This is a genomic window from Enterobacter cloacae complex sp. SYL001 (assembly GCF_049237025.1).
Classification (GTDB): Bacteria; Pseudomonadota; Gammaproteobacteria; order Enterobacterales; family Enterobacteriaceae; genus Enterobacter; species Enterobacter intestinihominis.
Genome location: NZ_JBMKJI010000024.1, coordinates 17833 through 44112 on the forward strand (window position 1 = coordinate 17833; position 26280 = coordinate 44112).

The 26280-nt window shown below is 56.2% G+C and carries 24 protein-coding genes; 16 read left to right on the forward strand and 8 right to left on the reverse strand.

What is annotated here, in order from left to right; genetic code table 11:
• Positions 1 to 164: 164 nt before the first annotated feature.
• Together ompR and envZ are read left to right on the forward strand one after the other, a co-directional pair.
• Positions 165 to 884 (forward strand): two-component system response regulator OmpR, encoded by a 720-nt coding sequence (ompR, locus tag ACOTZP_RS18620; protein WP_001157751.1) that lies wholly within the window; start codon positions 165 to 167, stop codon positions 882 to 884.
• Positions 881 to 2227: a two-component system sensor histidine kinase EnvZ gene (gene envZ / locus ACOTZP_RS18625; RefSeq protein ID WP_003861615.1), complete on the forward strand. Its 1347-nt coding sequence runs from the start codon at positions 881 to 883 to the stop codon at positions 2225 to 2227. The genes ompR and envZ overlap by 4 nt, the downstream gene beginning before the upstream one ends.
• A gap of 530 nt (positions 2228 to 2757) precedes the next feature.
• Here the strand turns inward: envZ and pckA are convergent.
• A complete protein-coding gene (gene pckA, locus ACOTZP_RS18630; RefSeq protein ID WP_022649630.1) occupies positions 2758 to 4374 on the reverse strand; it encodes a phosphoenolpyruvate carboxykinase (ATP) in 1617 nt (538 codons plus the stop codon).
• Between the two features lie 376 nt (positions 4375 to 4750).
• On the opposite strand from pckA, the gene ACOTZP_RS18635 reads away from it, so the two are divergent.
• On the forward strand, positions 4751 to 6508 hold the full coding sequence (locus tag ACOTZP_RS18635) for a DUF4153 domain-containing protein (RefSeq protein ID WP_271074520.1): 1758 nt from the start codon (positions 4751 to 4753) through the stop codon (positions 6506 to 6508).
• Positions 6509 to 6630: 122 nt separating this feature from the next.
• On the opposite strand, the gene hslO is transcribed toward ACOTZP_RS18635, so the two are convergent.
• The 4 genes from hslO to ACOTZP_RS18655 all read right to left on the reverse strand — a co-directional run bounded on the left by hslO (position 6631) and on the right by ACOTZP_RS18655 (position 10818).
• Positions 6631 to 7515: an Hsp33 family molecular chaperone HslO gene (gene hslO, locus ACOTZP_RS18640; RefSeq protein ID WP_006812239.1), complete on the reverse strand. Its 885-nt coding sequence runs from the start codon at positions 7513 to 7515 to the stop codon at positions 6631 to 6633.
• 18 nt (positions 7516 to 7533) lie between these two features.
• Positions 7534 to 7935: a ribosome-associated heat shock protein Hsp15 gene (gene hslR, locus ACOTZP_RS18645; protein WP_003861618.1), complete on the reverse strand. Its 402-nt coding sequence runs from the start codon at positions 7933 to 7935 to the stop codon at positions 7534 to 7536.
• Entirely contained in the window at positions 7932 to 8615 is a 684-nt protein-coding gene (gene yrfG / locus ACOTZP_RS18650; protein WP_003861619.1) for a GMP/IMP nucleotidase, read from the reverse strand. The genes hslR and yrfG overlap by 4 nt, the downstream gene beginning before the upstream one ends.
• 64 nt (positions 8616 to 8679) lie before the next feature.
• Positions 8680 to 10818, reverse strand: a complete 2139-nt coding sequence (locus ACOTZP_RS18655; protein WP_058677380.1) for an intracellular growth attenuator family protein — start codon at positions 10816 to 10818, stop codon at positions 8680 to 8682.
• A gap of 327 nt (positions 10819 to 11145) precedes the next feature.
• Here ACOTZP_RS18655 and nudE point away from each other — a divergent pair, with 327 nt between their 5' ends.
• Entirely contained in the window at positions 11146 to 11706 is a 561-nt protein-coding gene (gene nudE / locus ACOTZP_RS18660) for an ADP compounds hydrolase NudE (protein WP_003861622.1), read from the forward strand.
• A 93-nt stretch (positions 11707 to 11799) separates the two neighbouring features.
• Here nudE and mrcA read toward each other — a convergent pair whose 3' ends face one another.
• Positions 11800 to 14352, reverse strand: coding sequence for a peptidoglycan glycosyltransferase/peptidoglycan DD-transpeptidase MrcA (mrcA, locus tag ACOTZP_RS18665; RefSeq protein WP_045308980.1), 2553 nt, complete (start codon positions 14350 to 14352; stop codon positions 11800 to 11802).
• A 120-nt stretch (positions 14353 to 14472) separates the two neighbouring features.
• Here mrcA and pilM point away from each other — a divergent pair, with 120 nt between their 5' ends.
• The 12 genes from pilM (at position 14473) to trpS (ending at position 24451) form a co-directional block, all read left to right on the forward strand.
• Entirely contained in the window at positions 14473 to 15246 is a 774-nt protein-coding gene (gene pilM / locus ACOTZP_RS18670; RefSeq protein ID WP_063149290.1) for a pilus assembly protein PilM, read from the forward strand.
• Entirely contained in the window at positions 15246 to 15740 is a 495-nt protein-coding gene (locus ACOTZP_RS18675) for a PilN domain-containing protein (RefSeq protein WP_022649625.1), read from the forward strand. Before pilM ends, ACOTZP_RS18675 begins: the two co-directional genes overlap by 1 nt.
• Positions 15741 to 15743: 3 nt before the next feature.
• Positions 15744 to 16196 carry a DNA utilization protein HofO gene (locus ACOTZP_RS18680; RefSeq protein WP_271074519.1) on the forward strand — a complete coding sequence of 151 codons (453 nt, stop codon included), beginning with the start codon at positions 15744 to 15746 and terminating at the stop codon, positions 16194 to 16196.
• Positions 16186 to 16590: a HofP DNA utilization family protein gene (locus tag ACOTZP_RS18685; RefSeq protein ID WP_032621951.1), complete on the forward strand. Its 405-nt coding sequence runs from the start codon at positions 16186 to 16188 to the stop codon at positions 16588 to 16590. Before ACOTZP_RS18680 ends, ACOTZP_RS18685 begins: the two co-directional genes overlap by 11 nt.
• On the forward strand, positions 16502 to 17740 hold the full coding sequence (hofQ, locus tag ACOTZP_RS18690; RefSeq protein WP_271074518.1) for a DNA uptake porin HofQ: 1239 nt from the start codon (positions 16502 to 16504) through the stop codon (positions 17738 to 17740). The genes ACOTZP_RS18685 and hofQ overlap by 89 nt, the downstream gene beginning before the upstream one ends.
• 286 nt (positions 17741 to 18026) lie before the next feature.
• The gene (aroK, locus tag ACOTZP_RS18695; protein WP_003861630.1) at positions 18027 to 18548 is read left to right on the forward strand and encodes a shikimate kinase AroK; all 522 of its coding nucleotides are present in this window, start codon (positions 18027 to 18029) and stop codon (positions 18546 to 18548) included.
• Positions 18549 to 18605: 57 nt separating this feature from the next.
• Positions 18606 to 19694, forward strand: a complete 1089-nt coding sequence (gene aroB / locus ACOTZP_RS18700) for a 3-dehydroquinate synthase (protein ID WP_022649622.1) — start codon at positions 18606 to 18608, stop codon at positions 19692 to 19694.
• Between the two features lie 92 nt (positions 19695 to 19786).
• Positions 19787 to 21103 (forward strand): cell division protein DamX, encoded by a 1317-nt coding sequence (gene damX / locus ACOTZP_RS18705; RefSeq protein WP_271074517.1) that lies wholly within the window; start codon positions 19787 to 19789, stop codon positions 21101 to 21103.
• Between the two features lie 67 nt (positions 21104 to 21170).
• Complete coding sequence (dam, locus tag ACOTZP_RS18710) at positions 21171 to 21983, forward strand: adenine-specific DNA-methyltransferase (protein WP_003861633.1); 813 nt, start codon at positions 21171 to 21173, stop codon at positions 21981 to 21983.
• Positions 21984 to 22022: 39 nt separating this feature from the next.
• Entirely contained in the window at positions 22023 to 22700 is a 678-nt protein-coding gene (gene rpe / locus ACOTZP_RS18715) for a ribulose-phosphate 3-epimerase (RefSeq protein WP_003861634.1), read from the forward strand.
• Positions 22693 to 23454: a phosphoglycolate phosphatase gene (gph, locus tag ACOTZP_RS18720; RefSeq protein ID WP_017384158.1), complete on the forward strand. Its 762-nt coding sequence runs from the start codon at positions 22693 to 22695 to the stop codon at positions 23452 to 23454. Before rpe ends, gph begins: the two co-directional genes overlap by 8 nt.
• Complete coding sequence (gene trpS, locus ACOTZP_RS18725) at positions 23447 to 24451, forward strand: tryptophan--tRNA ligase (RefSeq protein ID WP_023298773.1); 1005 nt, start codon at positions 23447 to 23449, stop codon at positions 24449 to 24451. The genes gph and trpS overlap by 8 nt, the downstream gene beginning before the upstream one ends.
• Before the next feature lie 135 nt (positions 24452 to 24586).
• Here the strand turns inward: trpS and ACOTZP_RS18730 are convergent, their stop codons facing one another.
• Together ACOTZP_RS18730 and cysG are read right to left on the reverse strand one after the other, a co-directional pair.
• Positions 24587 to 24757, reverse strand: a complete 171-nt coding sequence (locus ACOTZP_RS18730) for a YhfL family protein (protein ID WP_003861638.1) — start codon at positions 24755 to 24757, stop codon at positions 24587 to 24589.
• 146 nt (positions 24758 to 24903) lie between these two features.
• Positions 24904 to 26277 carry a siroheme synthase CysG gene (cysG, locus tag ACOTZP_RS18735; protein ID WP_023298772.1) on the reverse strand — a complete coding sequence of 458 codons (1374 nt, stop codon included), beginning with the start codon at positions 26275 to 26277 and terminating at the stop codon, positions 24904 to 24906.
• Between the last annotated feature and the right edge of the window lie 3 nt (positions 26278 to 26280).

Below are 26280 nucleotides of genomic sequence, written 5' to 3' on the forward strand. Positions count from 1 at the left end.
AAGATTAATAATGATTTATGTGATGAAATGAACAGATAAGCTGCTGTTAAATATGCTTTGTAACAATTTCGTCTAGAATTTATACCAGAATTTGCTGGTCGAACCCGTGCACTTTTTTAGAATACGCTGTTCCAGGCTTATCCGAACCTTTGGGAGTACACACAATGCAAGAGAACTACAAAATTCTGGTCGTAGATGACGACATGCGCCTGCGTGCGCTGCTGGAACGTTATCTGACCGAGCAGGGCTTCCAGGTTCGTAGCGTCGCGAACGCAGAACAGATGGATCGTCTGCTGACGCGTGAATCCTTCCACCTGATGGTGTTGGACCTGATGCTGCCTGGCGAAGATGGGCTCTCTATTTGCCGTCGTCTGCGTAGCCAGAGCAACCCGATGCCAATCATCATGGTGACGGCGAAGGGTGAAGAAGTTGACCGTATCGTCGGCCTTGAGATTGGCGCTGATGACTACATTCCTAAGCCGTTCAACCCGCGTGAACTGCTGGCGCGTATTCGCGCCGTGCTGCGTCGTCAGGCGAACGAGCTGCCGGGCGCGCCGTCTCAGGAAGAGGCCGTCATTGCATTCGGTAAGTTCAAGCTGAACCTCGGCACCCGTGAAATGTTCCGTGAAGATGAGCCAATGCCGCTCACCAGCGGCGAGTTTGCGGTACTGAAAGCGCTGGTCAGCCACCCGCGTGAACCGCTTTCACGTGACAAGCTGATGAACCTGGCGCGCGGCCGTGAATACTCCGCAATGGAACGTTCTATCGACGTGCAGATCTCTCGTCTGCGCCGCATGGTGGAAGAAGATCCGGCGCATCCTCGTTATATTCAGACCGTGTGGGGTCTGGGCTACGTGTTTGTCCCGGACGGCTCTAAAGCATGAGGCGAATGCGCTTCTCGCCGCGAAGTTCGTTTGCCCGCACGCTGTTATTGATCGTCACCCTGCTGTTTGTCAGCCTGGTGACGACCTACCTGGTGGTACTGAACTTTGCGATCCTGCCGAGCCTTCAGCAGTTTAATAAGGTGCTGGCATACGAAGTGCGTATGCTGATGACCGACAAACTGCAACTGGAGGACGGCACGCAGTTGGTTGTCCCCCCGGCGTTCCGTCGGGAAATCTACCGTGAGTTGGGCATTTCTCTCTACTCGAACGAAGCGGCGGAAGATGCCGGCCTGCGCTGGGCGCAGCACTATGAATTCCTTAGCCAGCAGATGGCGCAGCAGCTTGGCGGCCCGACGGAAGTGCGCGTTGAGGTCAATAAAAGCTCGCCGGTTGTCTGGCTGAAAACCTGGCTGTCACCCAACATCTGGGTGCGTGTTCCGCTCACCGAGATTCATCAGGGCGACTTCTCACCGCTGTTCCGATACACCCTGGCGATCATGCTGCTGGCCATCGGTGGCGCATGGCTGTTTATTCGTATCCAGAACCGACCGCTGGTCGACCTGGAGCATGCGGCATTGCAGGTTGGTAAAGGTATTATCCCACCGCCGCTGCGCGAGTATGGCGCATCGGAAGTGCGCTCGGTAACGCGTGCTTTTAACCACATGGCGGCAGGCGTTAAACAGCTGGCTGACGACCGTACGCTGCTGATGGCGGGGGTTAGCCATGACCTTCGCACCCCGCTGACACGTATCCGGCTGGCAACAGAGATGATGGGCGAGCAGGATGGTTATCTTGCAGAGTCCATCAACAAGGATATCGAAGAGTGTAACGCCATCATCGAGCAGTTTATCGACTACCTGCGTACCGGGCAGGAGATGCCGATGGAGATGGCGGATCTGAACGCGGTTCTGGGCGAAGTTGTTGCTGCCGAAAGCGGCTACGAACGTGAAATTGCGACCGACCTTCAGGCGGGCGAGATTCAGGTACGTATGCACCCGCTCTCCATCAAACGCGCGGTGGCGAATATGGTGGTCAACGCGGCGCGCTACGGCAACGGTTGGATCAAAGTCAGCAGCGGTACGGAACTCAACCGCGCCTGGTTCCAGGTGGAAGACGATGGCCCGGGCATCAAGCCTGAGCAGCGTAAGCACCTGTTCCAGCCGTTTGTGCGCGGCGACAGCGCGCGCAGCACCAGCGGAACCGGCTTAGGCCTGGCGATTGTGCAGCGTATTGTTGATAACCATAACGGACTGCTGGAAATTGGCACCAGCGAACGGGGTGGTTTAAGCATTCGCGCATGGTTACCGGTGCCGGTTTTACGGGGGCAGGTGAAAGAGAGTTAAAAAAGGGTGGGGCCTGATGCCCTCACCCCGGCCCTCTCCCACGGGGCTGAGGGATCCCCAGTAATTTTTTTATGCAGAAGCAATAAAGTTGCTTTCTAAATGACTGAGGGCTGTCAGCGATGCCCTGGTCCGGCTGTAAATCGCTGAGGCGTTTCCTGCAGGCCGGTGCGAGTCGCAGGGATGCGCCGAGAGGGCGGCTTTACAGGGACGTTGCCTCCGCCCGTACCCGATAAGCCGGAAGGAATAAGCCGAGGGCACCGCGAAGCGGCGATTTACCGCCGGGAGCCCGGGTTACCAGGGTGGTGGCGACTGAGCCACCCTGGCACGTTCACCGGTCATGTCGTTACAGAGTAGCAAGGAACATAAAGTGAACGGAATGACCACCACCGCCGTATGTTCCCCTCACCCTAACCCTCTCCCCGGAGGGGCGAGGGGATTGCTCAGTGCTCGCATTAATTTGTGGGGAACCCTCAGCCCACGGGGAGAGGGAGAAAACATTAAAAAAGGCAACTTTCGTTGCCTTTTTGCTTTTACCTTGGTCCCGCACTCACCAGCGCAGCACCCGCCGGGGTGTCGGTATACTTCTCAAAGTTTTCGATAAACAGTTTCGCCAGCGATTCTGCCTTCTCACGCCACTGTTCCGGTGAACCGTAGGTGTTGCGCGGGTCAAGGATACGCGTATCCACGCCCGGCAGCTCGGTTGGGATCGCCAGATCGAACATCGGCAGCGTAAAGGTCTCGGCGTTATCCAACGAACCATCCAGAATCGCGTCGATGATGGCGCGTGTATCTTTGATGGAGATACGTTTGCCCGTCCCGTTCCAGCCGGTGTTCACCAGGTATGCCTGTGCGCCGGATGCCTGCATGCGTTTCACCAGCACTTCCGCATACTGCGTCGGGTGCAGCGACAGGAACGCCGCGCCGAAGCAGGCGGAGAAGGTTGGGGTTGGCTCGGTCACACCGCGCTCGGTACCCGCCAGCTTAGCGGTAAAGCCGGAGAGGAAATGGTACTGCGTCTGGCTGGCGGTCAGGCGGGAAACTGGCGGCAACACGCCGAACGCGTCCGCGGTCAGGAAAATCACCTTCGTGGCGTGGCCCGCCTTCGACACCGGCTTCACGATGTTGTCGATGTGGTAAATCGGGTAAGAGACGCGGGTGTTTTCGGTTTTGGACGCATCGTCGAAGTCGACAGAGCCATCGGCACGCACGGTAACGTTTTCCAGCAGCGCATCGCGGCGAATCGCGTGGTAGATATCCGGCTCTGCCTCTTCAGACAGGCGAATGGTTTTCGCGTAGCAGCCGCCTTCAAAGTTAAACACACCGTCGTCGTCCCAGCCGTGCTCGTCGTCGCCAATCAGACGACGTTTTGGATCGGTGGACAGAGTCGTTTTACCGGTGCCGGAAAGGCCGAAGAACACCGCCACGTCACCTTTTTCACCGACGTTCGCCGAGCAGTGCATGGAGGCGATACCGCGCAGCGGCAGCAGGTAGTTCATGACCGAGAACATCCCTTTCTTCATTTCGCCGCCGTACCAGGTACCGCCGATCAGCTGGATACGCTCGGTCAGGTTGAAGGCGATGAAGTTTTCGGAGTTCAGACCCTGCTCTTTCCACTGCGGGTTGGTGCATTTCGCGCCGTTCATTACGATAAAGTCAGGGGTGAAGTTTTGCAGTTCTTCATCGGTCGGACGAATGAACATGTTCTTCACGAAATGCGCCTGCCAGGCCACTTCAGTGATAAACCGAACGGAGAGACGGGTGTCGGCGTTAGCGCCGCAGAAAGCATCGACGATGAACAGACGCTTGCCGGAAAGCTGATGGGTGACGAGCCCTTTCAGATGCTGCCAGGTTTCAGGAGAGAGCGGTTTGTTATCGTTCTTCCCTTTGCCTTTATCGGCCCACCACAGCGTATCGCGGGTGGTATCATCTCGGACGATGTATTTATCTTTCGGCGAACGGCCGGTAAAAATACCGGTATCGACGGCGATAGCACCAAGATTCGTCAACACACCTCGCTCGTATCCTTCCAGTGCCGGATTGAGCTCTTCCTGATACAGCGTATCGTAATCGGGGTTGTAGACCACTTCCTGGACGTCGTGAATACCATAAGCCTTGAGATCTTGCGGGGTTAAACCATTAACACGCATATCACTGCTCCTTAGCCAATATGTACTGCCTGAAATTGTAGGGTTTTTCTGGGGATGTTAACCGCGACGGGGCTCATAGATTTACGTATCTGGTCAAAACCCTTACTAACGGAAAACGCTGCGACTCCAGTCACAGGGCGGGCAGATTATCGCAGGAATCGCTTTTTGGTTGGGGAAAATGTTCTTAAAAGGTTAATCTCTGGTGAATTTATCCAGAAGAATGTGAATGTAATCGCATACATGAAAGAAAATTACGTAAGAGTTACATAGGGAAAACGATTCAGGTCTCTTGGGTCAGCTATTTTCAGAGTTTGAGGTGGGGGCCAGAGTTTTGCCTTGATGAGACAATAGATTTTTCATGAACAAGGGATGAGAAATGGAAAACCGTGAGACGTTATCTCCTTCAACGCGCGTAGCCGTCGTGCTGGCGGGGGCTCTACAGGGCGTAATTTGCTATGTAATTACGTGGTATATCGAGTACGCAAAATTGCCATCGGATACGCTGTGGCTGATGTGTGTAGTACCTGCCACCGTGGTAATGACAACCACGTTGTCTCTTGCCATGACGTCATTCAGAAAGCCATTTTTGTGGCTGTCACTCGGGATGATCGGCGCGGCAGTCGCGGGTATGGGCGGCTGGCTTAAGTGGAGCGTTGCAGGACTCGAAAGCTGGAATCTCAGAGATGAGATGCTCGTTTTCGGCTTTCATCTGCTGCTGATGACGCTGTTCGTGTTGCCATGGCTTCAGCGGCGTCTGGATCCCGTCCCGACTACCTCGTTCTACAGCGACTTTTATCAACGAAACTGGCATAACGCGCTGACGCTGCTCATTATTTTTGTTTCGAATGGTCTCTTCTGGCTGGTGCTTTTCCTCTGGGCCGAGCTTTTCGAACTTATCGGCATCGGCTTTTTTGATCGGCTTTTCTTTCATTCTGACGGGTTTATTTCAGTGGCGATTGGCGTGGTTTCAGCCAGTGCGGCCGTGCTCACGCGCATGCAGGTAAGGTTAATCCTTGCCCTGCAAAATCTGCTGACCCTCATCGCCACCGGTCTGCTTCCCCTGATGGCGGCGCTGGCGCTGCTCTTTATTGGCGCGTTGCCTTTTGTCGGCTTTGAATCCATTTCAGCCAGAATATCCGCCGCGGGCTTGCTGACCACCTTAGCGCTGCTGCTGTTATTCCTGGTGACGATAGTGTGGCATCCACAGCGTCAAACGCTGCCTTACTATGCCCCGTTGCGAGGGATGATTCGCCTTGCTGTGGCTATCGTACCCGCGTATCCGGTTCTGGCGGGGTGGGCGCTGTGGCTACGCATTTCGCAATACGGCTGGTCACCCGAGCGTCTGTACGGGGTATTGATAACCATCGTGGCGCTGGTCTGGGCGGTCGGTTTTTGCGCCAGCGTTCTGATTCAGCGCCGTGAGCCGCAGAAGATCCATGCGTACGTCATACCGGCGACCGGGCTGCTTTCCCTCATTTTCCTGGCGTTGATCCATACCCCCGTGCTGGATCCGTGGCGAATAAGCGTTGCAAGCCATATGGCCCGCTATCAGGACGGCAGAATAACGGCGGATCAAGTCAGCCTGTATATGCTCAATAACGCTGGACGAAAGGGGCGGGAGGCAATGCTCACGCTGCAAAACGATCCGCAGTTTATCTCTAACCCAAAACGCCAGCGTGAAATAAATGGTCTTCTCTCCAGGAACGCTGGCGGAGCAGGTAAGATGACCGCCGCGATGCTGGAAAAACAGGTCCAGCTCGCACCGGGAATGGCTCGTCCTGATAAGGCATTGTGGCAAGCCATGCTCAGCAATCAGTATCGCTTTGAGAGCTGCGATAGCGCCCAGAGTAACTGTTTACTCATGCCGCTGGATCTTAACGGCGACGGCAAGCCTGAAGCCGTGCTATTTCAATTTACCGATCGCACGATCGTGGCTTACACACAAACCAACACGGGCTGGAGGATCGCCGGGGACGCGTGGAAAATGCCGGAGGCATTGACCAGAGAAGAACTTGACCGCGCATTAAGGCAGAGGAAAGTGAAATCTGTCGTGAAGCCCTGGGCGGATATTGAGATTTTTGGGGAGCGTGTCGATATGAGCTACGACAGTTACAATAATGCGCAGCGGCGTTAGTGCTCTTTCTTGCCGGGTGGCGCTACGCTTACCCGGCCTACAATTAGCAATCATATCAAAAAATTGCACAATTCATTGTAGGCCCGTGCGAGCATAGCGCCGCCGGGCAACAGGCTCAGAGCTTAGTGAACCTGCGGATCCGCCGGAGAGGCGTTATTGCGGATCTCCGCGATATCCATCGAATTGAACACGTAGTGCGTACCGCAGTAGTCACAGTGCATATCGATTTCACCGTCTTCCGCCATGATGCTGTCGATCTCTTCATCCGGCAGCGTTTTCAGGGCGCCAGCACAACGCTCGCGGGAGCAGGTGCACTTAAATTCCACCGCCTGCGGATCGTAAACCGTCACTTCTTCTTCGTGGTAGAGACGCCACAGCACGTCGGTCGCCGACAGGGTGAACAGCTCTTCCGCTTTGATGGTTTCCGTCAGCGTTGCCAGATGCTCGAAATCATTGGTCTGCGCATCCTGCGCAGGCAGAACCTGAAGCAGCATACCACCGGCAGCAGGCTGGCCATCCACTTCACCGGTGCGGATGAACAGACGGGTTGGCAGCTGTTCGGAACGCATGAAGTAATCTTCCAGGCAGGCGGCAAGCGTATCGCCTTCCAGACCGACAACGCCCTGATAGCGCTCACCTTCTTCAGGCGAAATCGTGATGACCAGGTAGCCGTTACCGACCAGCGTTTTCAGATCCGCATTTTCAGGGATATCGCCCTGAACGCGCGCCACGCCGCGCATCTGCTGCTGGTTATTGCCGTTGATCACTGCCAGCGACATTGGGCCATCGCCCTGCAACTGGACGGTAATATCGCCAGCAAACTTCAGCGTGGCGGTCAGCAGGCTGGTGGCAACCAGCAGTTCGCCCAACAGGGTTTTTACCGGCAGCGGGTAGTTGTGGTTTTCCAGAATCTGTTTCCAGGTTTCGGATACGGTGACCAGCTCGCCGCGCACGGCGAATTGTTCAAACAGATAGCGGTGTAATTGGTCGTGTTGGGCCATTTTCATCTCTCATGCAGGTGAGGGTTACTCGCTCTCACCGTGTTTAAATTTCATCAGATCGCGGCGCTCTTTTTTATCCGGTCGCCGGTCCGGGTGAGGCATCGTCAGCGCGTTCATTTTGCGCGCCAGCGCGGTTTTCTCGCGCTTCTCTATGCTTTCGGCCGTCTCTTCATACAGCAAAACGGCTTCGGTTGCGGGCCGCCGCTGTTCGGTAATGGCTTTCACCACCACCGTTTTCTCATCGTTGCCCTGGCGAAGCGTTAACGTGGCATTCAGTTCAACCAGCTTGCTCGGTTTGCTGCGCTGACCGTTGTAATGCACCTTTCCGCCGTCAACCATTTCACGGGCAAGGGCGCGCGTTTTGTAAAAACGGGCGGCCCACAGCCATTTATCCAGTCTTACCCCATCAGAGGGTTTTTCTTTCATGGCGTCTCCTTCACGGTGAGTGAGGGGATCATCCGGCGATAGTCGTTCAGCCCCGGATGTCGCAGATAGCTTTTTTCAGCCAGGCCGGAATCAGGATTGGTCACGCCCAGACAATAGCGAATGCCAAAAGCGGCCGCAGAATCCAGAATCGGCTCGCTGTCGTCAATGAACAGCGTGCGTTCCGGCTGTAAACCGGTCTCTTCCACCACGGCATGCCACAACCGCTGATCCTCTTTCGGATAACCAAATGTGTGGGTGGAAAGCAATAAATCAAGGTGCGAAGCAAGACCGGTATGTTCCAGCTTCACGGCCAGGTTATGGGGATGCGCATTTGTCAGCAAAATACGGCGCTTACCGCAGGCTTTCAGCGCGTCCAGGAACGGGACCGTATCTTCGCGCAGTACGGCGCGTGCGCCCTGGGCGGTGGTCATGGCGCAAATATCCAGACCGAGTCGCTCGCTCCAGTAGTCAAGACAGTACCAGTTTAGCGTATGCTGCACCGCGCTATATTGCGAACGAATGAATTCCTGCGCTTCCGCCGGGGAGATCCCCTGCTGTTCACCGTACGTTTCCGGAACCAGCTTTTGCCAGAAATAGTTATCAAAGGCGAGATCAAGCAGCGTGCCGTCCATATCAAGCAGGACGGTATCGACCGCCTGCCAGTCGATATTAAGATGCATAAGGGGGAACTCCAGCCAGAAGAAACGTGCGCGACAGGGTAGCACAACTTGTCGCGCAGGGACGTTATCCGATCAGGCTCTCAGAAGAGGAGATCAGTTTCGGGTTTAGGCAATTTTCGTAGTAGGCCTGGATTTCTGCCAGTCGCGTGCGGGAGCGCTGATAGCGGCGTACGGCCTGATAACCGTTCCAGACAATACACGCCAGCATCGCAATCAGCAGCAGGGATGTCCCTACATAGCGCCACAGGCCAGCGCTATCCGGCATACGGTGCAGGCCAATATGACGCGTGCCGTTGGCATCGGTAAAGAGGGTGGTGACGATCCCTTCCGCGCTGAATGGCGTCTGCATCAGCATCTGCGCCAGACGCTGGAATTCGCTCCACTGCTCCTGGGCAGGATAGTCATACAGCGAAACCTGCGGATAGGGTTGATCCACCAGGTCGCTGCCTTCATCGCTGGCAATCACAAAACCGCCAGGCGCCGGGCTGTTAAGCGCCTGGGCGGCACGGGTGGTTTCACGCATCACGAAGGGGGCGGTAGAGGTCGCCACCAGGTTATCCAGCGACTCGGCGCTGACCGGACGCAGAAGCACATTCACACCATCGAGGCGTCCCGCTTCGGCGCGTTTCACCAGCGCGTCCCAGTCTTTGCTGTTGCCGAGGTTGACCAGCGCGTTCTTCAGCCGGATACAGTCATCCTGAGCTGAGCAGAGATCTTCTGTTTTCAGGACGATTTCGCCAAAGTCATCCAGCAGCACCATGCCGGACTTCTGAATGGCCGAACGCAGGGCAGGGCTGACGCGAGAATCATCATCCGGTTTTGGATGGAGCTGGCGATTAATCGTCTGGGTGAGCGCGGTGGCCTTATTGACCACATCCGATTCCGGAAGCGGCAGCGGAGAGGCGTCATTCCAGATGATCTGAGAGCAGTCGAACGGCGCGAACGGCGAGTTCTGGCGCGTGTTCCAGGCGCCCGGTGAGTGGATATTACACATCCCGGTGCCTTTCAGCCGCAACGTATCCCCCACGCGTACACCCGCTTCTTCGAGCTGCTGTACGCTGGTGGCTTCCACGGTTTGCGCCCCTTTGATCCATGACAGGGTAAATTTAATCGGCATATCCAGCGGCACGAAAAGCAGCAGCATGAGGAAGATTAACGCGGCGCCACCGGCAATCACCGCGCTGCGAAGCCAGTGCTGAAGCGGGAAGTTTTTTACTTCGTCGTGCAGGGATAAGTAACGTCCCTGGCGTACAACGTGGCGGTCGAGATAGATATCAATATCCGTTTTGTGGCCCAGGTCCTGCGCAATCCACGGCTGCCAGTGGCGCGGATAGATAAGATCGATGATCCCGAGCGAGATATTGTTGATATGTTCCTGATCGTTTTCGCCGAACAGTCCCCAGCGTTTTGGGGTTCCGCGCAGGCAGTGAATTTCGCGTAATGACGTTTTTGCCGGCGGGGCAAATATGCCCCACAGCCCGGCGGCCAGAAGCAGTACTGCGCCGCCCGCGAGCCACGGAACAAACACGTCCGGCGTCAGCAGGCAGATGAAAAAGAGCAGGAACGAGACGACAATCAGCACCGCTTCGCGAATGCCATCCGGGCGGCTCAGGACGTACTCTTCATGCGTTTCCTGGCGGATGTTGAGCAGTTCAATCTGCTCTGTCTCTTCACCACGAATAGAGGCCTGCGTTCCGCTTGCGCGTTCCAGCGCAAAGCGTGGCGCTTCCTGAACATATTCGCTCAGAGTATGACCATTAAGGGAGATAACCAGCGGCAGCGTATCGGTATGGATGAGCTCGACGCTGTTTTCGTCGTTGATATACTGCTCCCAGAAGGGAGGCAGGTGCACTTCAACAGAGTCGAGATAGTAACGCCATTTGTTGGGATCGTCGGTTGTGATGCCGTAGCGGGTAATAGAGCGCGTTACGCACAAAACGGTGTCGCTTTGTGCGTTAAGGTTGAGAGATACGGGGGCGGCGCTGGCGCCGGTAGGGCCAGGCGAAAGCCGGGATCGGTTCAGCGTGTCGAGATACTGCTCAACGGTGCTACGTTCCTCTGGCGAAAGCTTGCGCGTGTTTGCCCCGGCAAACGCGTTCAAAAAGGGCAGCCGATAACGGCGATGTACGCGGCGCCTGAATACCCACACCGCAATCGACGCGCAGGCCAGCACAGCAGCGAGAAAAATCAAAATGGTGCTCATGCTTTCCCCATCTTACTTATCTTCTTACAGGTGTTGTCAGTCGCACCTTTTGTACAATGAATGAGATTCTGTGGTCGGCTATCGGCAAGTATGGAGTCTAACTTGAGCATGTTGACGCGCATCCCAGTGACCGGTAATGATAACAAAGCCTGTTCCGGCGCGATATCAGCAAATTCCTGGAAACTTTTCAACCTCTTGACATTTGTTTTGAAATGAGAATTGCCTACAGTTACGTTGCATAAATGTAAATAAAGAGCAATTGACATTGCCGAAACCGTGCGGCGTATCGCACAATAAAGCCAGTTCACCCAGCAAAGACCCGTCAAGATGACCAAACCCTTACAAAAGCCCACCATTCTGAATGTTGAAACCGTCGCAAAATCGCGTCTGTTTAATGTTGAAAGCGTGGATCTGGAGTTCAGCAACGGTGTGCGTCGTGTTTATGAGCGTATGCGCCCCTCCTCGCGTGAAGCGGTGATGATAGTGCCTATCGTCGACGAGCACCTGATCCTCATTCGTGAATACGCTGTGGGCACAGAATCCTACGAGCTGGGCTTCTCCAAAGGACTGATCGATCCGGGCGAAACGGTGTTTGAAGCGGCAAACCGGGAGCTGAAAGAAGAGGTCGGCTTTGGCGCGAAAGAGCTGACGTTCCTGAAAAAGCTGAGCATGGCGCCGTCCTATTTCTCCAGCAAAATGAACATTGTTGTCGCGGAAGATCTCTATCCTGAATCGCTGGAAGGAGACGAGCCGGAACCGCTGCCGCAGGTTCGCTGGCCGCTGGCCCACCTGATGGATTTGCTGGAAGATCCTGACTTTAACGAGGCACGCAACGTGAGCGCACTGTTCCTGGTGCGGGAGTGGCTGAAGGGGCAGGGGCGTTTGTAGCGCCACCCGTAAAAACGGCAACCGATGGTTGCCGTTTTGCATTACGCTGTAGGCCGGGTCAGGCGTCGCCACCGCCCGGCTTTTTTGTTGGCGTCAGAACAGTTCGTGCGTTTCGCCGTTATCAATGATTTCGGTACCCACCTCATGCACCGCCTGCGTGGTTGGCTGCGTACCCTCGATGAAATACTCGGCACGGCTGTTGCCGCCATTCGCGAGCTGTCCGGTGCTGCGGTCAATATTGATCGTGACAATGCCCGGCGGAGGCGTTAGCGGCTGCTCCGGCACGCCCTCGAGAGCGGCCTTCATGTAAGCATCCCAGGCCGGTTGCGCACTCTTAGCCCCACCCTCGTAACCGGAAATCTGATCTTTAATCGCGCCAGAAGCGGTTGTGCGCCCCAGAGTGCGGCGGTGATCGTCAAAACCAATCCAGACCGAGGTGACAACGCCCGGGCCATAACCTGAGAACCAGGCATCTTTTGAGCTGTTGGTTGTGCCTGTTTTGCCGCCGATGTCGCGGCGCTGCAAATCGCGGCCCGCTCGCCAGCCGGTGCCTTGCCAGCCCGGTTCGCCAAAGATGTTGGTGTTCAGCGCGCTCTTAATCAGGAACGACAGCGGCGTGCTGATCACGTGCGGAGCATACTCCTGCGCGCCACTCTGGGCGACCAGCGCCTGATTGGCCTGTTCCAGCTGAGGCTGCGGCACCGCCAGATTCTGACGTTCCTGAGAGATGGCAACATCTTCCATGTCCTTGTTTTCAAGGACATTGGATTTTGGCGTGTCGCCGTAAATCACCGGAATATCGCATTCAGGGCAGGCAATTTTCGGCTTCGCTTCAAACAGTACGCCGCCCTGATCGTTCTCGATTTTGCTGATGAAATACGGATCGACCAGGAAGCCGCCGTTTGCCATAACCGAGTAGCCACGCGCGACCTGGAGCGGTGTGAAGGACGCGGAGCCGAGCGCCAAAGATTCGGTATGAACGATGTTTTGCGCCGGGAAGCCGAAGCGTTGCAGATACTCTGCCGCATAATCAACGCCCATCGCACGCATCGCGCGAACCATGACCACGTTCTTCGACTGGCCAAGGCCCTGACGCAGACGGATAGGGCCAGCGTATTGCGCCGGAGAGTTCTTCGGCTGCCAGTCAGAGCCCGCACCGGCATCCCATCGGGAAATTGGCACGTCGTTGAGAATGCTGGCGAGCGTTAGCCCCTTGTCCATCGCCGCGGTATACAGGAACGGTTTGATGTTCGAACCGACCTGACGCAGCGCCTGGGTTGCACGGTTAAATTTGCTCTGGTTGAAATCGAACCCGCCAACCAGCGCCATCACGGCACCGTTCTGCGGATTGATGGAGACCAGGGCAGAGTTGACGTCCGGCACCTGTGCCAGCCACCAGGCATCGCCTACCTGACGCACCCAGATTTGTTGTCCGGTTTGTACCACATCCGTCACTTTACGTGGAGTAGGCCCCTGAAGGGTGTCAGAACGGTACGGACGCGCCCAGCGGATACCCTCCATACGCAGCGAAACGGATGTACCATCGGCCATCATCGCCACCGCTTCCTGCGGATCGGCCTGGGTGACCACCGCCGGACGCAGCGGGCCATAGGTCGGCAGCGCTTTCAGGGAATCAGTGATTTTTTTGCTGTCCCATGCGCCTTCGCCCACTCTCCACAGCACGTTGGACGGGCCGCGATAGCCGTGACGCATATCGTAATCCATCACGTTATTACGCACCGCCTGCTGGGCAGCCTGCTGCACCTTGCGGGTCACGGTGGTATAAACGCGATAGCCGTCTTCATATGCTTTGTCGCCGTAGCGGCGCACCATCTCCTGGCGAACCATTTCCGTCAGATACGGCGATGAGAAAGCAATTTCCGGTGCATGGTAATTGGCATCAATCACATCGCTGCGTGCCCGATCGTACTCATCCTGGCTGATGTAGCCTTCGCTCAACATACGCGATAGCACAACGTTACGGCGCGCGGTGGCGCGGTCCAGCGAGTAGAGCGGGTTAAACGTTGATGGCGCTTTTGGCAGGCCGGCAATGGTCGCCATTTCGCTCAGCGTGAGCTGATCGATCGACTTACCGAAATAGACCTGAGCCGCAGCCCCTACACCATAGGCGCGGTAGCCCAGATAGATCTTGTTGAGGTAAAGCTCAAGGATCTCGTCTTTGCTCAGCAGTTGCTCAATGCGGATCGCGAGGAACACTTCTTTGATCTTACGTATCAGCGTCTTTTCCGGGCTGAGGAAGAAGTTACGCGCCAGCTGCTGGGTAATGGTACTTGCCCCCTGAGAGGCATGACCGGAGAACAGCGCCACGCTTGCCGCACGGAAAATACCGACCGGATCGACACCGTGGTGCTCGTAAAAACGGCTGTCCTCGGTGGCGATAAAAGCCTTCACCATCACGGGTGGAATTTGATTTAAGGTCAGTGGGATACGACGTTTCTCGCCGTATTGCGCCATCAGTTCACCATCGGCGCTATAGACCTGCATAGGGATCTGAAGCCGCACATCACGAAGTGTGGCGACATCAGGGAGTTGCGGCTCGACATATTTGTACAAACCAATAATCGAGCCTGCTCCCAGCAGAATGCAACAGACTGCAAGGATCAATAAATACTTTACGAACTTCACCGGAGATTTCCCATTTGGTTTAGCCTGGGCAGTTTCTAAACAATCGCGCGGTAGTATAAAGGCAAGCCTGATTCATTGATATAGCCGTCACTCCGACGGGCGATAAGGAGATCGTGAAGCATGGCTTTTAAAACGTGGCAAACAGGCGTTCATATTCAACAGGATAAGGTGATTGCCGTGGCGCTGACCAGAGAGCGGGCCGGCTGGCGTTTACGGCGCTGGTGGGCGGTGCCGCTGTCGGACGGGGTTATGGGTGAAGGCAAAATACTTAAGCCAGAACAACTGGTTAACGCATTACGTGGCTGGCGGAAAACATTGCCGCACTCGCATCGGGTATTTCTCTCATTTCCGGCAACGCGCGTTCTGCAACGCGCGTTGCCCCGTCCATCCGTTAACTTGCGTGACAGCGAACAGCTCACCTGGGTAGGCGCCGCATTAGCGCGTGAGCTGGAGATGCCTCCCGATACGCTCTGCTTTGACTACGCGCAGGATACGTTCAGCAACACTTTTCAGGTTACCGCCGCGCAAAACAGAGAGGTCGATACCCTGTTGTCGCTGGCGAAAGCGCTGCGTTTGCGCCTGGCCGCAATCGTCCCGGATGCCGGCGCGCTGGCTAATCTTCTCTCTGCTGTTGCCCCCGTCCGGTGCGTAGCCTGGAGGGATAAAGACCAGTGGCTGTGGGCGATGCGTCACCAGTGGGGGCGGCGCTACACCACAGAAGCGGCGACGGTGAATGAGCTGGCGGCGTTGCTTGCGCTTTCTCCTTCTGATATCGCCGTGTTTGATGCTGCCCGCGATCCGTGGGAAGCGGTGACGCTGTGTCAGCCGCCGTTGCCAGAATGTGGTGCTAATTACACCGTCGCCCTGGCGCTGGCCATGAGCGAGGCGCCGTAATGAGCATGCCCAATCTTTTACCCTGGCGTCGGCAGCAACGTAATCAGCGCCTGCGTTTTTGGGGGCTGCTGTTTACCGCCTCATTGTTGGTGATGCTGGCGGGAGGCGTCAGCCTTCGGGCGACGCAGACTCTCGCGTCACAGGCGTTGCAGAGCGATCTGGCGGGAACGCGTGCGGTGCAGAAGGTATTGAAAGCCCGTCAGCCGCAGTCTGCGGGGCTGGAACCCCCTTCGCAGCCGCCTGAGACGGTGGCATGGCAACCCGCGCTTGAATCCCTTGCCAGTGCAATGCCCCGGCAGGCGTGGCTGACGGCGCTGCGTTATCAGCCACCCTCGCTGATCCTGACGGGCTATACCACCTCACTCCCGACGCTCTCCGCCATGACCGATGCGCTGAAAAGGGTGACGGGGTTTAACCCCGGACCGGCAGGCGAACTGCAACAGGATAGCCAGGGGCGATGGATGTTCTCTTTTCAACTGCATAGCCGGAGGTAGCCAGTGGGCATCTGGTATCAACGCTGGACATATGCACGTCCTTCCCGGCGCGTCCTTTGCTGGTTGATCGCGTCGGGGATCGTTGCGTTTGCGATTTGGGGAGCGCTGCTCAGACCCGCTGCTCTGTGCTACGCCGATATTCAGGCGCAGGCCAGCAGTGCGAAGCGAATCAACGCCTCGCTGTGGCCAAAGGCCGGGCGGCGACCTGTGGTTACGCAAGTGAAGCCGGTGCAGCCCTTTTCTCCGCTGGCATTTCAGCGTGAGGACGCAAGGCTGGTGTACTGGAAACCGCAGCAGAGTGGGGGAGAGCTGGCGCTGGATGCCTTGTGGGGCGCAGTTCCGGCGCTCTTTTCCCGGCTGGCGCTTGAGAACGTGCGGGTGAGCGCGTTTTCCATCACCCCACAGGGAAAACAGCTACGCCTTAGCCTGCAACTGGAGTTCGGTCATGCGCAGTAAAACCCGTTTGCTGATCCTGCTTTCTCCGCTTTTCCTGACCGGGATGCGGGATCCCTTCTCCGTGCCGGAAGAGCGTTGCGCAGCAGGGCAACTCAGCCAGTGGCGGTATCAGGGAGTAGTCAGCGGCAGCAGGGATATCGGCCTTATGCAGGACGGGCAGAACCGCTGGCACCGGGTAAAAACGCAGATGCGGTTACCGCCAGGCTGGCGGGTGAGTGCGATAGATACACAACAACTGACCGTTGATGTCGGCGAGATGTGCGAGCCGAAGCGATGGACATGGCAGCGAGAAGGAACGAAAAAAAGTGAAGATATGGATAGGGCTGTTACTGGCGGCACTCAGCCAGCCCCTGTGGGCCGCGACGCCAAAACCGGTCACCCTGCTGGTGGATGATGTCCCGGTGGTGCAGGTATTACAGGCGATGGTAGCGCAGGAGGATCGCAATCTGGTGGTGTCGCCGGATGTCAGCGGTTCGCTTTCGCTGAATCTAACGCGGGTGCCCTGGAGGCAGGCGCTTCAGACGGTAGTGAACAGTGCCGGGCTGGTATTACGGGAAGAGGGCGGCATTTTTTATGTGCATACGGCGGCCTGGCAGCGGGAGCAACAGACGCGTAAAGCGCAGGAGCGGGCCCAGCGTCTGCTCGACGCTCCGCTGCTCTCTCACAGCATTCCGTTTGCTTATGCGGATGCGGCCGAATTGCAAAAAGCGGCGGAAAAGCTCTTAAGCCCGAAAGGCAGTCTCTCCGTCGACAAGCGCACCAACCGTCTCCTGGTCAGGGATAACAAGTCGGTGGTGGATATGCTCCAGCGCTGGGCAGCGCAGATGGATCTGCCCGTCGAGCAGGTAGAACTGGCGGCGCAGATTGTGACCATCAGTGAAAAAAGCCTGCGTGAACTGGGGGTGAAATGGAACCTCGCTGACGCAACGGAGACCGGTAAGGTGGGTCAGGTCACGACGTTGGGCGCTGACCTGTCGGTGGCCAGTGCAACCACACACGTTGGGTTTAATATCGGGCGCATCAACGGCAGGATGCTGGATCTTGAGTTGTCGGCGCTTGAGCAAAAGCAGCAGGTGGATATCATCGCCAGCCCGCGGCTACTGGCGTCGCACATGCAGCCGGCCAGCATCAAGCAGGGCAGCGAAATCCCGTATCAGGTTTCCAGCGGCGAAAGCGGAGCGACCTCCGTTGAGTTTAAAGAGGCGGTATTAGGCATGGAGGTCACGCCGGTGGTGCTCCCGGGCGGCCGCGTTCGTCTGAAGCTGCATATCAGTGAAAATATGCCTGGCCAGGTGCTGCAACAGGCGGACGGCGAAACGCTGGCGATTGATAAGCAGGAGATCGAAACGCAAGTAGAAGTAAAAAGTGGGGAAACGCTCGCGCTGGGCGGGATCTTTTCGCAAAAGAATAAAACCGGACGCGACAGCGTGCCCGTGCTGGGCAACATTCCGTGGCTGGGTCAGTTGTTCCGCCATGACGGAAAAGATAACGAACGGCGCGAGTTAGTGGTGTTTATCACGCCACGTCTGGTCAGTATTCATTAATGGGTAACGATCCCCGCAATGATTTTGCATTCAGTTTGTTGCAGATGTTTGACGTGGGGCATGAATTAGCATACAAGGAGTACCGATTTGAGTTGGACTTACGTCTTATTTCCTTATGCGCCGGGAACGGTGATTTAATCAGTTGCCAAACAAGCCGGAGTATTGAGATAATTTTTCGTCTGACTCTCGCTCTATTGCAAATGAGGTTTCAGTTCATGTCCTGCTACGCCGGGTGTCTGCGCAGCGGGGATTACCATTAACGAATAGTCTTAGTAGTACCGAAAAAATGGCAGAGAAACGCAATATCTTTCTGGTTGGGCCTATGGGTGCCGGCAAAAGCACTATTGGGCGTCAGTTAGCTCAACAACTCAATATGGAATTTTACGATTCTGATCAAGAGATTGAGAAACGAACCGGAGCGGATGTGGGCTGGGTCTTCGACGTAGAAGGCGAAGAAGGTTTCCGTGACCGAGAAGAAAAAGTGATCAACGAACTCACGGAAAAACAGGGCATTGTGCTGGCAACAGGCGGCGGCTCTGTAAAATCTCGCGAAACCCGCAACCGTCTCTCCGCCCGTGGCGTAGTGGTCTATCTTGAGACGACCATCGAAAAACAGCTGGCACGCACGCAGCGTGATAAAAAGCGCCCGTTGTTGCAGGTTGAAACACCGCCACGTGAAGTTCTGGAAGCTTTGGCCGATGAACGCAATCCTCTGTACGAAGAGATTGCTGATGTGACCATTCGTACTGACGATCAAAGCGCTAAAGTGGTTGCAAACCAGATTATTCATATGCTGGAAAGCAACTGATTCTGGCTTTATATACACTCGCCTGCGGGTAAAAGCATTTAAGGTGGATGTCGCGTCATGGAGAGGATTACAGTTACTCTCGGGGAACGTAGTTACCCTATCACCATCGCGGCTGGTTTGTTTAACGATCCAGCTTCCTTCTTACCACTGAAAGCGGGTGATCAGGCGATGCTGGTCACCAACGAGACGCTGGCTCCGCTTTATCTCGACCGTGTACGCCACCTGCTTGAGCAGGCGGGCGTGAAGGTCGACAGTGTGATTCTGCCCGATGGCGAGCAGTACAAAAGCCTGACGGTACTGGATACCGTCTTTACCGCACTTCTGCAAAAACCGCACGGTCGTGATACAACACTGCTTGCCCTGGGCGGCGGCGTTGTGGGCGATCTGACCGGTTTTGCAGCCGCCAGCTACCAGCGCGGTGTGCGCTTTATTCAAATTCCAACCACGTTGCTCTCACAGGTCGATTCTTCTGTGGGCGGTAAAACGGCGGTTAACCATCCGCTCGGCAAAAACATGATTGGCGCGTTCTACCAGCCTGCATCGGTGGTGGTGGATCTCGACTGTCTGCAAACCTTGCCAGCGCGCGAACTGGCGTCCGGCCTTGCAGAAGTGATCAAATACGGCATTATTCTTGACGGTGAGTTCTTCACCTGGCTGGAAGAGAATATGGATGCGCTGCTGCGCCTCGATGGGCAGGCAATGGCCTACTGTATTCGCCGGTGCTGTGAGCTGAAAGCAGAAGTCGTTGCCGCAGATGAGCGTGAAACCGGCTTACGTGCTTTACTGAATCTGGGGCATACGTTTGGTCATGCGATCGAAGCCGAAATGGGCTACGGTAACTGGCTTCACGGTGAAGCTGTCGCTGCCGGAATGGTCATGGCGGCCCGTGCCTCTGAACGTCTGGGGCAGTTCAGGCCGGAAGAGACAGCACGTATCATCACGTTGCTTAAACGTGCTGGCTTGCCGGTGAGTGGTCCGCAGGAAATGTCTGCGCAGGCGTACCTTCCCCACATGATGCGCGATAAAAAAGTATTGGCAGGTGAGATGCGTCTGGTACTCCCGCTTGCAATAGGGAAAAGTGAAGTGCGCGGCGGAGTGCCGCACGAAGTCGTACTTGGCGCTATTGCTGATTGTCAGCAGGCGTAACAACTAGAAAGGTCAGGCTGCTGTAACAGGTGGTCGTTTTAGCTTCAGGTAAATGCAGAGTCGTTGGCAGAAGCCTTTGAGTGGGGTGTTAAATGGATGAATTCAAACCAGAAGACGAGCTGAAACCCGATCCCAGCGATCGTCGTACTGGTCGTTCTCGTCAATCTTCAGAACGTGATAACGAGCCGCAGATCAACTTTGACGATGTCGATCTGGATGCAGACGATCGTCGCCCTTCGCGTAGCCGTAACGCGCGAAATGAGCGTGAAGACGAGGAGTATGAATCCGAAGAAGAGTTAATGGATGAACAGCCTGTTGAACGTCGTCCGCGCAAACGTAAAAAAGCGGTAGCGGCAAAACCGGCCTCCCGTCAGTATATCATGATGGGCCTTGGCGTTTTGGTTCTGGTATTGCTGATTGTCGGCATTGGTTCCGCGCTAAAAGCACCTTCTACCCATTCTACCGAGCAGACAGCGTCTGCCGAGAAGAGCATCGACCTGTCTGGTAACGATGCGAGCAACCAGGCGAATGGCGCTCAGCCAGCGCCGGGCACCACTTCCGCAGAGCAGACCGCAGGTAACACCAGCGCCGGTCAGGATATCTCTCTGCCGCCCGTCTCTGCGACCCCAACTCAGGGCCAGGCGCCTGTTACGCCGGAGGGCCAGCAGCGTGTTGAAGTTCAGGGCGATCTGAATAACGCGCTGACGCAGCCGCAGCCGCAGCCGCAGCCGCAGAATCAGGAGCAGGTTAACGCTGCCGTGGTGAAATCCACGCTGCCTACTGAACCTGCCACCGTTGCGCCAGTTCATGGCAGCAATGCCCAGCAGCAAACGGCGGCAACGGAAACCAAACCGCGCCAGACGCCGACTGCGCCGCGTCAGGAGCGTAAGCAGGCTGTGATTGAGCCGAAGCGTGAGACGAAACCGCAGACCGTGGCAAAAGCGCCAGAAACGAAAGCGCCAGCGCAGACAAAACCTGCGGTGAGCCAACCGGTTAAAGCGCCAACGCCTGCGGCAACCGCTGCACCTAAAGCAACGGCGACCACAACCGCGCCTGCTGCAACTGCGGCACCGGCTGCTACGCCAACCGCTAGCGCATCCAGCACCGCGGCAGGTAAAACGACGGGTAACGTGGGTTCTCTGAAATCCGCATCATCCAGCAACTACACGTTGCAGCTGAGCAGTTCGTCTAACTACGACAACCTCAACGCCTGGGCGAAGAAATCGAATCTGAAAAACTATGTGGTTTATCAGACGACCCGTAACGGACAGCCTTGGTACGTTCTGGTAAGCGGAGTTTATGCCTCAAAAGATGAAGCAAAACGAGCCGTCTCCACGCTGCCTGCCGATGTGCAGGCGAAAAACCCGTGGGCGAAGCCAATTCATCAGGTGCAGGCCGATCTGAAGTAATGTTTAAAGCGCAGGATGCTGTCGGAGCTTTCTCCACAGCCGGAGAAGGTGTAATCAGTTAGTCAGCATGAAAAAAAATCGCGCTTTTCTTAAATGGGCAGGGGGGAAATACCCCCTGCTCGACGATATTAAAAAGCACCTGCCGAAAGGCGAGTGTCTTATCGAGCCCTTCGTGGGTGCTGGATCGGTGTTCCTGAATACCGATTTTTCTCGTTATATCCTGGCGGATATCAACAGCGATCTTATCAGCCTCTATAACATCGTCAAACTGCGTACCGATGAGTATGTGGAAGAGGCGCGGAAGCTGTTTACGCCAGAGAACAACAACCCGGACGTCTACTATCAGTTCCGCGCTGAGTTTAATCAAAGCCAGGATCCGTTCCGTCGCGCGCTGTTGTTTCTTTATCTCAACCGCCATGGTTACAACGGTCTGTGCCGGTATAATCTGCGTGGCGAGTTTAACGTGCCGTTTGGCCGCTATAAGCGTCCCTACTTCCCACAGGACGAGCTGTATCACTTTGCTGAAAAAGCGCAGAATGCCGAGTTCTACTGTCTCTCCTATGAAGAGTGCATGGAGCTGGCGGGCGTAAACTCGGTGGTCTACTGCGACCCGCCTTACGCGCCGCTGTCTGCCACGGCAAATTTCACCGCCTACCACACCAACAGCTTCAGCCCGGCCGAGCAGGCGCGTCTGGCTGAGATGGCGGAAAAGCTGGTCAGCAAAAGAATTCCGGTGTTAATTTCGAATCACGACACGCCTGATACGCGCGAATGGTACAAAGCCGCGAAGCATTTTCAGGTAAAAGTGCGGCGGAGCATTAGTAGCAATGGCGGCACACGTAAAAAGGTGGACGAACTTCTGGCGCTTTATCGACCCTGAGCCTTTGCCCGCCGGTAAACACATTTCAAGGAGATGCGGATGAAACAGTTTTTGATTGCCCCCTCAATTCTGTCGGCCGATTTTGCCCGCCTGGGTGAAGACACTGCCAAAGCTCTCGCGGCTGGCGCGGATGTCGTCCATTTCGACGTTATGGATAACCACTACGTTCCCAACCTGACCATCGGTCCGATGGTGCTTAAAGCGCTGCGTAACTACGGGATCACCGCGCCCATTGACGTGCATCTGATGGTGAAACCGGTTGATCGCATCGTGCCTGATTTCGCCGCGGCGGGTGCCAGCATCATCACTTTCCACCCGGAAGCCTCCGAACACGTTGACCGCACGCTACAGCTGATCAAAGAGAACGGCTGTAAGGCGGGGCTGGTCTTTAACCCGGCGACCCCGCTGAGCTATCTCGACTACGTGATGGACAAGCTGGACGTAATTCTGCTGATGTCCGTCAACCCGGGCTTTGGCGGCCAGTCGTTTATTCCTCAGACGCTCGACAAGCTGCGTGAAGTGCGCCGCCGCATTGATGAGTCTGGCTATGATATTCGTCTGGAAGTGGACGGCGGCGTGAAGGTCAATAACATCGGTGAGATTGCGGCGGCAGGGGCGGATATGTTCGTCGCAGGCTCCGCCATCTTCGATCAACCGGATTACAAAAAAGTCATTGATGAAATGCGCCGTGAACTGGCGAAGGTAAGTCATGGATAAATTGCAGGCTATTCGGGGTGTAGCATTTGACCTCGACGGCACGCTGGTCGACAGCGCGCCAGGATTAACCCGCGCCGTCGATCAGGCGCTGTATGCCCTTGAACTCCCCGTTGCGGGCGAAGAGCGCGTCGTGACGTGGATTGGTAACGGTGCAGACGTGCTGATGGAGCGCGCGCTGACCTGGGCTCGTCAGGAACGTGCCTCTCAGCGTTCTGCGCAAGGGAAACCGAGTGTTGACCACGCGGATATTCCCCAGGATGAGCAGCAGCGTATTCTGCGCAAACTGTTCGACCGTTTCTACGAAGAGACCGTCGAAGAGGGCAGCTTCCTGTTCCCGGATGTCGCTGAAACGCTGAGCGCGCTACATGCGAAAGGCATCCCGCTGGGACTGGTGACCAACAAGCCAACACCGTTCGTTGCGCCTCTGCTTGAAGCGCTGGATATCGCGAAATACTTCTCCGTAATTGTGGGCGGCGATGACGTGCAGAATAAAAAGCCGCATCCGGAACCGCTATTGCTGGTGGCAGGAAAATTATCCTTAGCGCCTGCGGAGCTGCTCTTTGTCGGGGATTCCCGCAATGATATTCTGGCTGCCAGAGCGGCAGGTTGCCCGTCTGTTGGGTTGACCTACGGCTACAACTACGGTGAAGCCATTACGCTGAGTGAGCCGGACGTTGTGTTCGACCACTTCAAAGATTTGTTGCCCGCACTCGGGCTCTCGCACAGTGAACATCAGGAATTGAATAATGACTAAGCCCATCGTTTTTAGTGGCGCACAGCCTTCAGGTGAACTGACCATTGGTAACTACATGGGTGCGTTACGTCAGTGGGTGAGCATGCAGGATGACTACCACTGCATTTACTGCATCGTAGATTTGCATGCTATCACCGCGCGTCAGGATCCCGAGAAGCTGCGCAAGGCGACGCTCGATACGCTGGCGCTGTACCTGGCGTGCGGTATCGATCCAGAGAAGAGCACCATTTTCGTTCAGTCTCACGTACCAGAGCACGCGCAGCTGGGCTGGGCGCTGAACTGCTACACCTATTTCGGCGAGCTGAGCCGCATGACCCAGTTCAAGGATAAATCTGCGCGCTACTCTGAAAACATCAACGCCGGTCTGTTTGATTATCCGGTGCTGATGGCGGCAGATATTCTGCTGTACCAGACCAACCAGGTACCAGTGGGTGAAGACCAGAAGCAGCACCTGGAGCTGAGCCGCGATATCGCCCAGCGCTTCAATGCGCTTTACGGCGACGTGTTCAAAGTGCCTGAGCCGTTTATTCCGAAATCCGGCGCGCGCGTGATGTCGCTGCTGGAGCCGACCAAAAAGATGTCCAAGTCTGACGATAACCGCAACAACGTTATCGGCCTGCTGGAAGATCCGAAATCGGTGGTGAAAAAGCTCAAGCGTGCGGTGACCGACTCCGACGAGCCGCCAGTGGTGCGCTACGACGTGCAGAACAAAGCGGGCGTATCCAACCTGCTGGACATTCTCTCCGGTGTGACCGGACAGAGCATCCCTGAGCTGGAAAAACACTTTGAAGGCAAAATGTACGGCCACCTGAAAGGTGAAGTGGCAGACGCCGTTTCCGGCATGCTGACCGAGTTGCAGGAGCGCTATCACCGTTACCGTAACGACGAAGCTTTCCTGCAAAAAGTGATGAAAGAGGGCGCGGAAAAAGCCAGCGCGCGCGCCTCCGAAACCCTGAAAGCGGTGTACGAGGCGATTGGGTTTGTGGCGAAACCTTAAGCCGCTTTGCCGGGTGGCGCTTACGCTTACCCGGCCTACGGGACCGTGTAGGTCGGGTAAGGCGGAGCCGCCACCCGACAAAACTGACGAAAAAAAAACCGGGAAATCCCCGGTTTTTTTACGCCTGAAAAACGCTTACTGCTGTGCCGCCGGGCCGCAACCGCCAATGATCTTCGAAATGGAGATCGCCGGATGCAGCAGGTAATCGTAGCTGCAATTATTTTTAGTATTTTGAACGTGACCGGTGCAGGCCGTCAGAGTTGTTAACAGGCCGACCAGTACGGCAGCTTTTGCCAGTTTAAACATACGCATTCCTTGTCAATAAAATCAAAAAATTGGATGTAACACGAGGGAATAAATGGAAAAGTTCCATTACGCGGGCGGTATGTTATCGACTGAGGTAAGAAGGGAGTAGTCCGCTTTAAGACTACTCCCGGGAGAGAGATTGTGCGTTAGTGGCTGGAGAACCAGTTCAGTTTTTCACGCAGTGCTACCACGCGGCCCACCACGATCAGCGCCGGGCTTTCAACCTGCTGCGCCAGCTCGCCCAGCTGCGTCAGTACGCCATCGACCACGCGCTGCGTAATGGCGGTACCGTTTTCTACCAGTGCGACCGGCATATCTGCTTCCATGCCGTGCTCCAGCAGTTTCGCCTGAATCGTGGCTGCCTGATTTAGCCCCATATAGAAGACCAGCGTCTGCTTTTCAGCGGCCAGATTATGCCAGTCCAGCTCGCTGCCGGTTTTCAGGTGGCCCGTCACCAGGCGCACGCTCTGGGCATAGTCGCGATGGGTTAACGGAATGCCGGAATAGGCAGAACAGCCGGATGCCGCCGTAATGCCCGGCACCACGGAGAACGGAATGCCCGCGTTGCAGAGAGTTTCCAGCTCCTCGCCGCCGCGACCAAAGATAAACGGATCGCCCCCTTTCAAACGCACCACGCGCTTACCTTTTTGCGCTTCCCGCAGCAGGATCTGGTTGATCTCCTCCTGCGGTACGCAGTGATAACCTGCCCGTTTGCCGACGAATACGCGGTCAGCATCGCGGCGCACCAGATTCATGATGTCATCAGAGACCAGACGGTCATACACCACGATGTCCGCCTGCTGGATCTGCTGGAGACCCTTCAGCGTCAGCAAGCCCGCATCGCCGGGACCTGCGCCCACCAGTACCACTTCACCGCGATGATCCAGCGGTTCAGAGAGGAGTTGCTCGGTCGTCTCTTCAACCGCTTTGGTGTCCTGATTGGCCAGCGACTGTGCCAGCCTGTCGTTGACAAAGAACTTCTCCCAGAAGCGACGGCGTTCGCCCACGGTTGCGAAGGTTTGCTTCACGCGGGAACGCAGCTGCCCGGCGTAATGGGCAATCTGACCAAGGTGTTGAGGCAGCACGGCTTCCAGTTTTTCCCGCAGCAGACGGGCAAGAACGGGCGAGCGGCCACCGGACGACACCGCAATCATCAGCGGCGAGCGGTCGATAATGGATGGCATGATAAAGCTCGCCTCTTTCGGCGCATCCACCACGTTACAGAAGATGCGGCGCGCTTCGCAGGCGTCGCTGACGCGCTGGTTAACGTCATCGTTATCCGTTGCGGCGATGGTCAGCCAGCAGGTATCCAGCAGGGATTCATCAAATTCGCCCTGCACCTGCGTGAGCATCCCTTCCTGCGCCCAGACGTCAAACTGTGGGGCGAAGGTGAGGGCGTTAACGGTCAGTCTGGCGCCCGCCTCTAACAGCAGGCGCGCCTTGCGTTCAGCCACATCACCGCCGCCCACGAGCAGGCAGTCGCGGTTGCGTAATTGACAAAAAATCGGCAGGTGATCCACGAC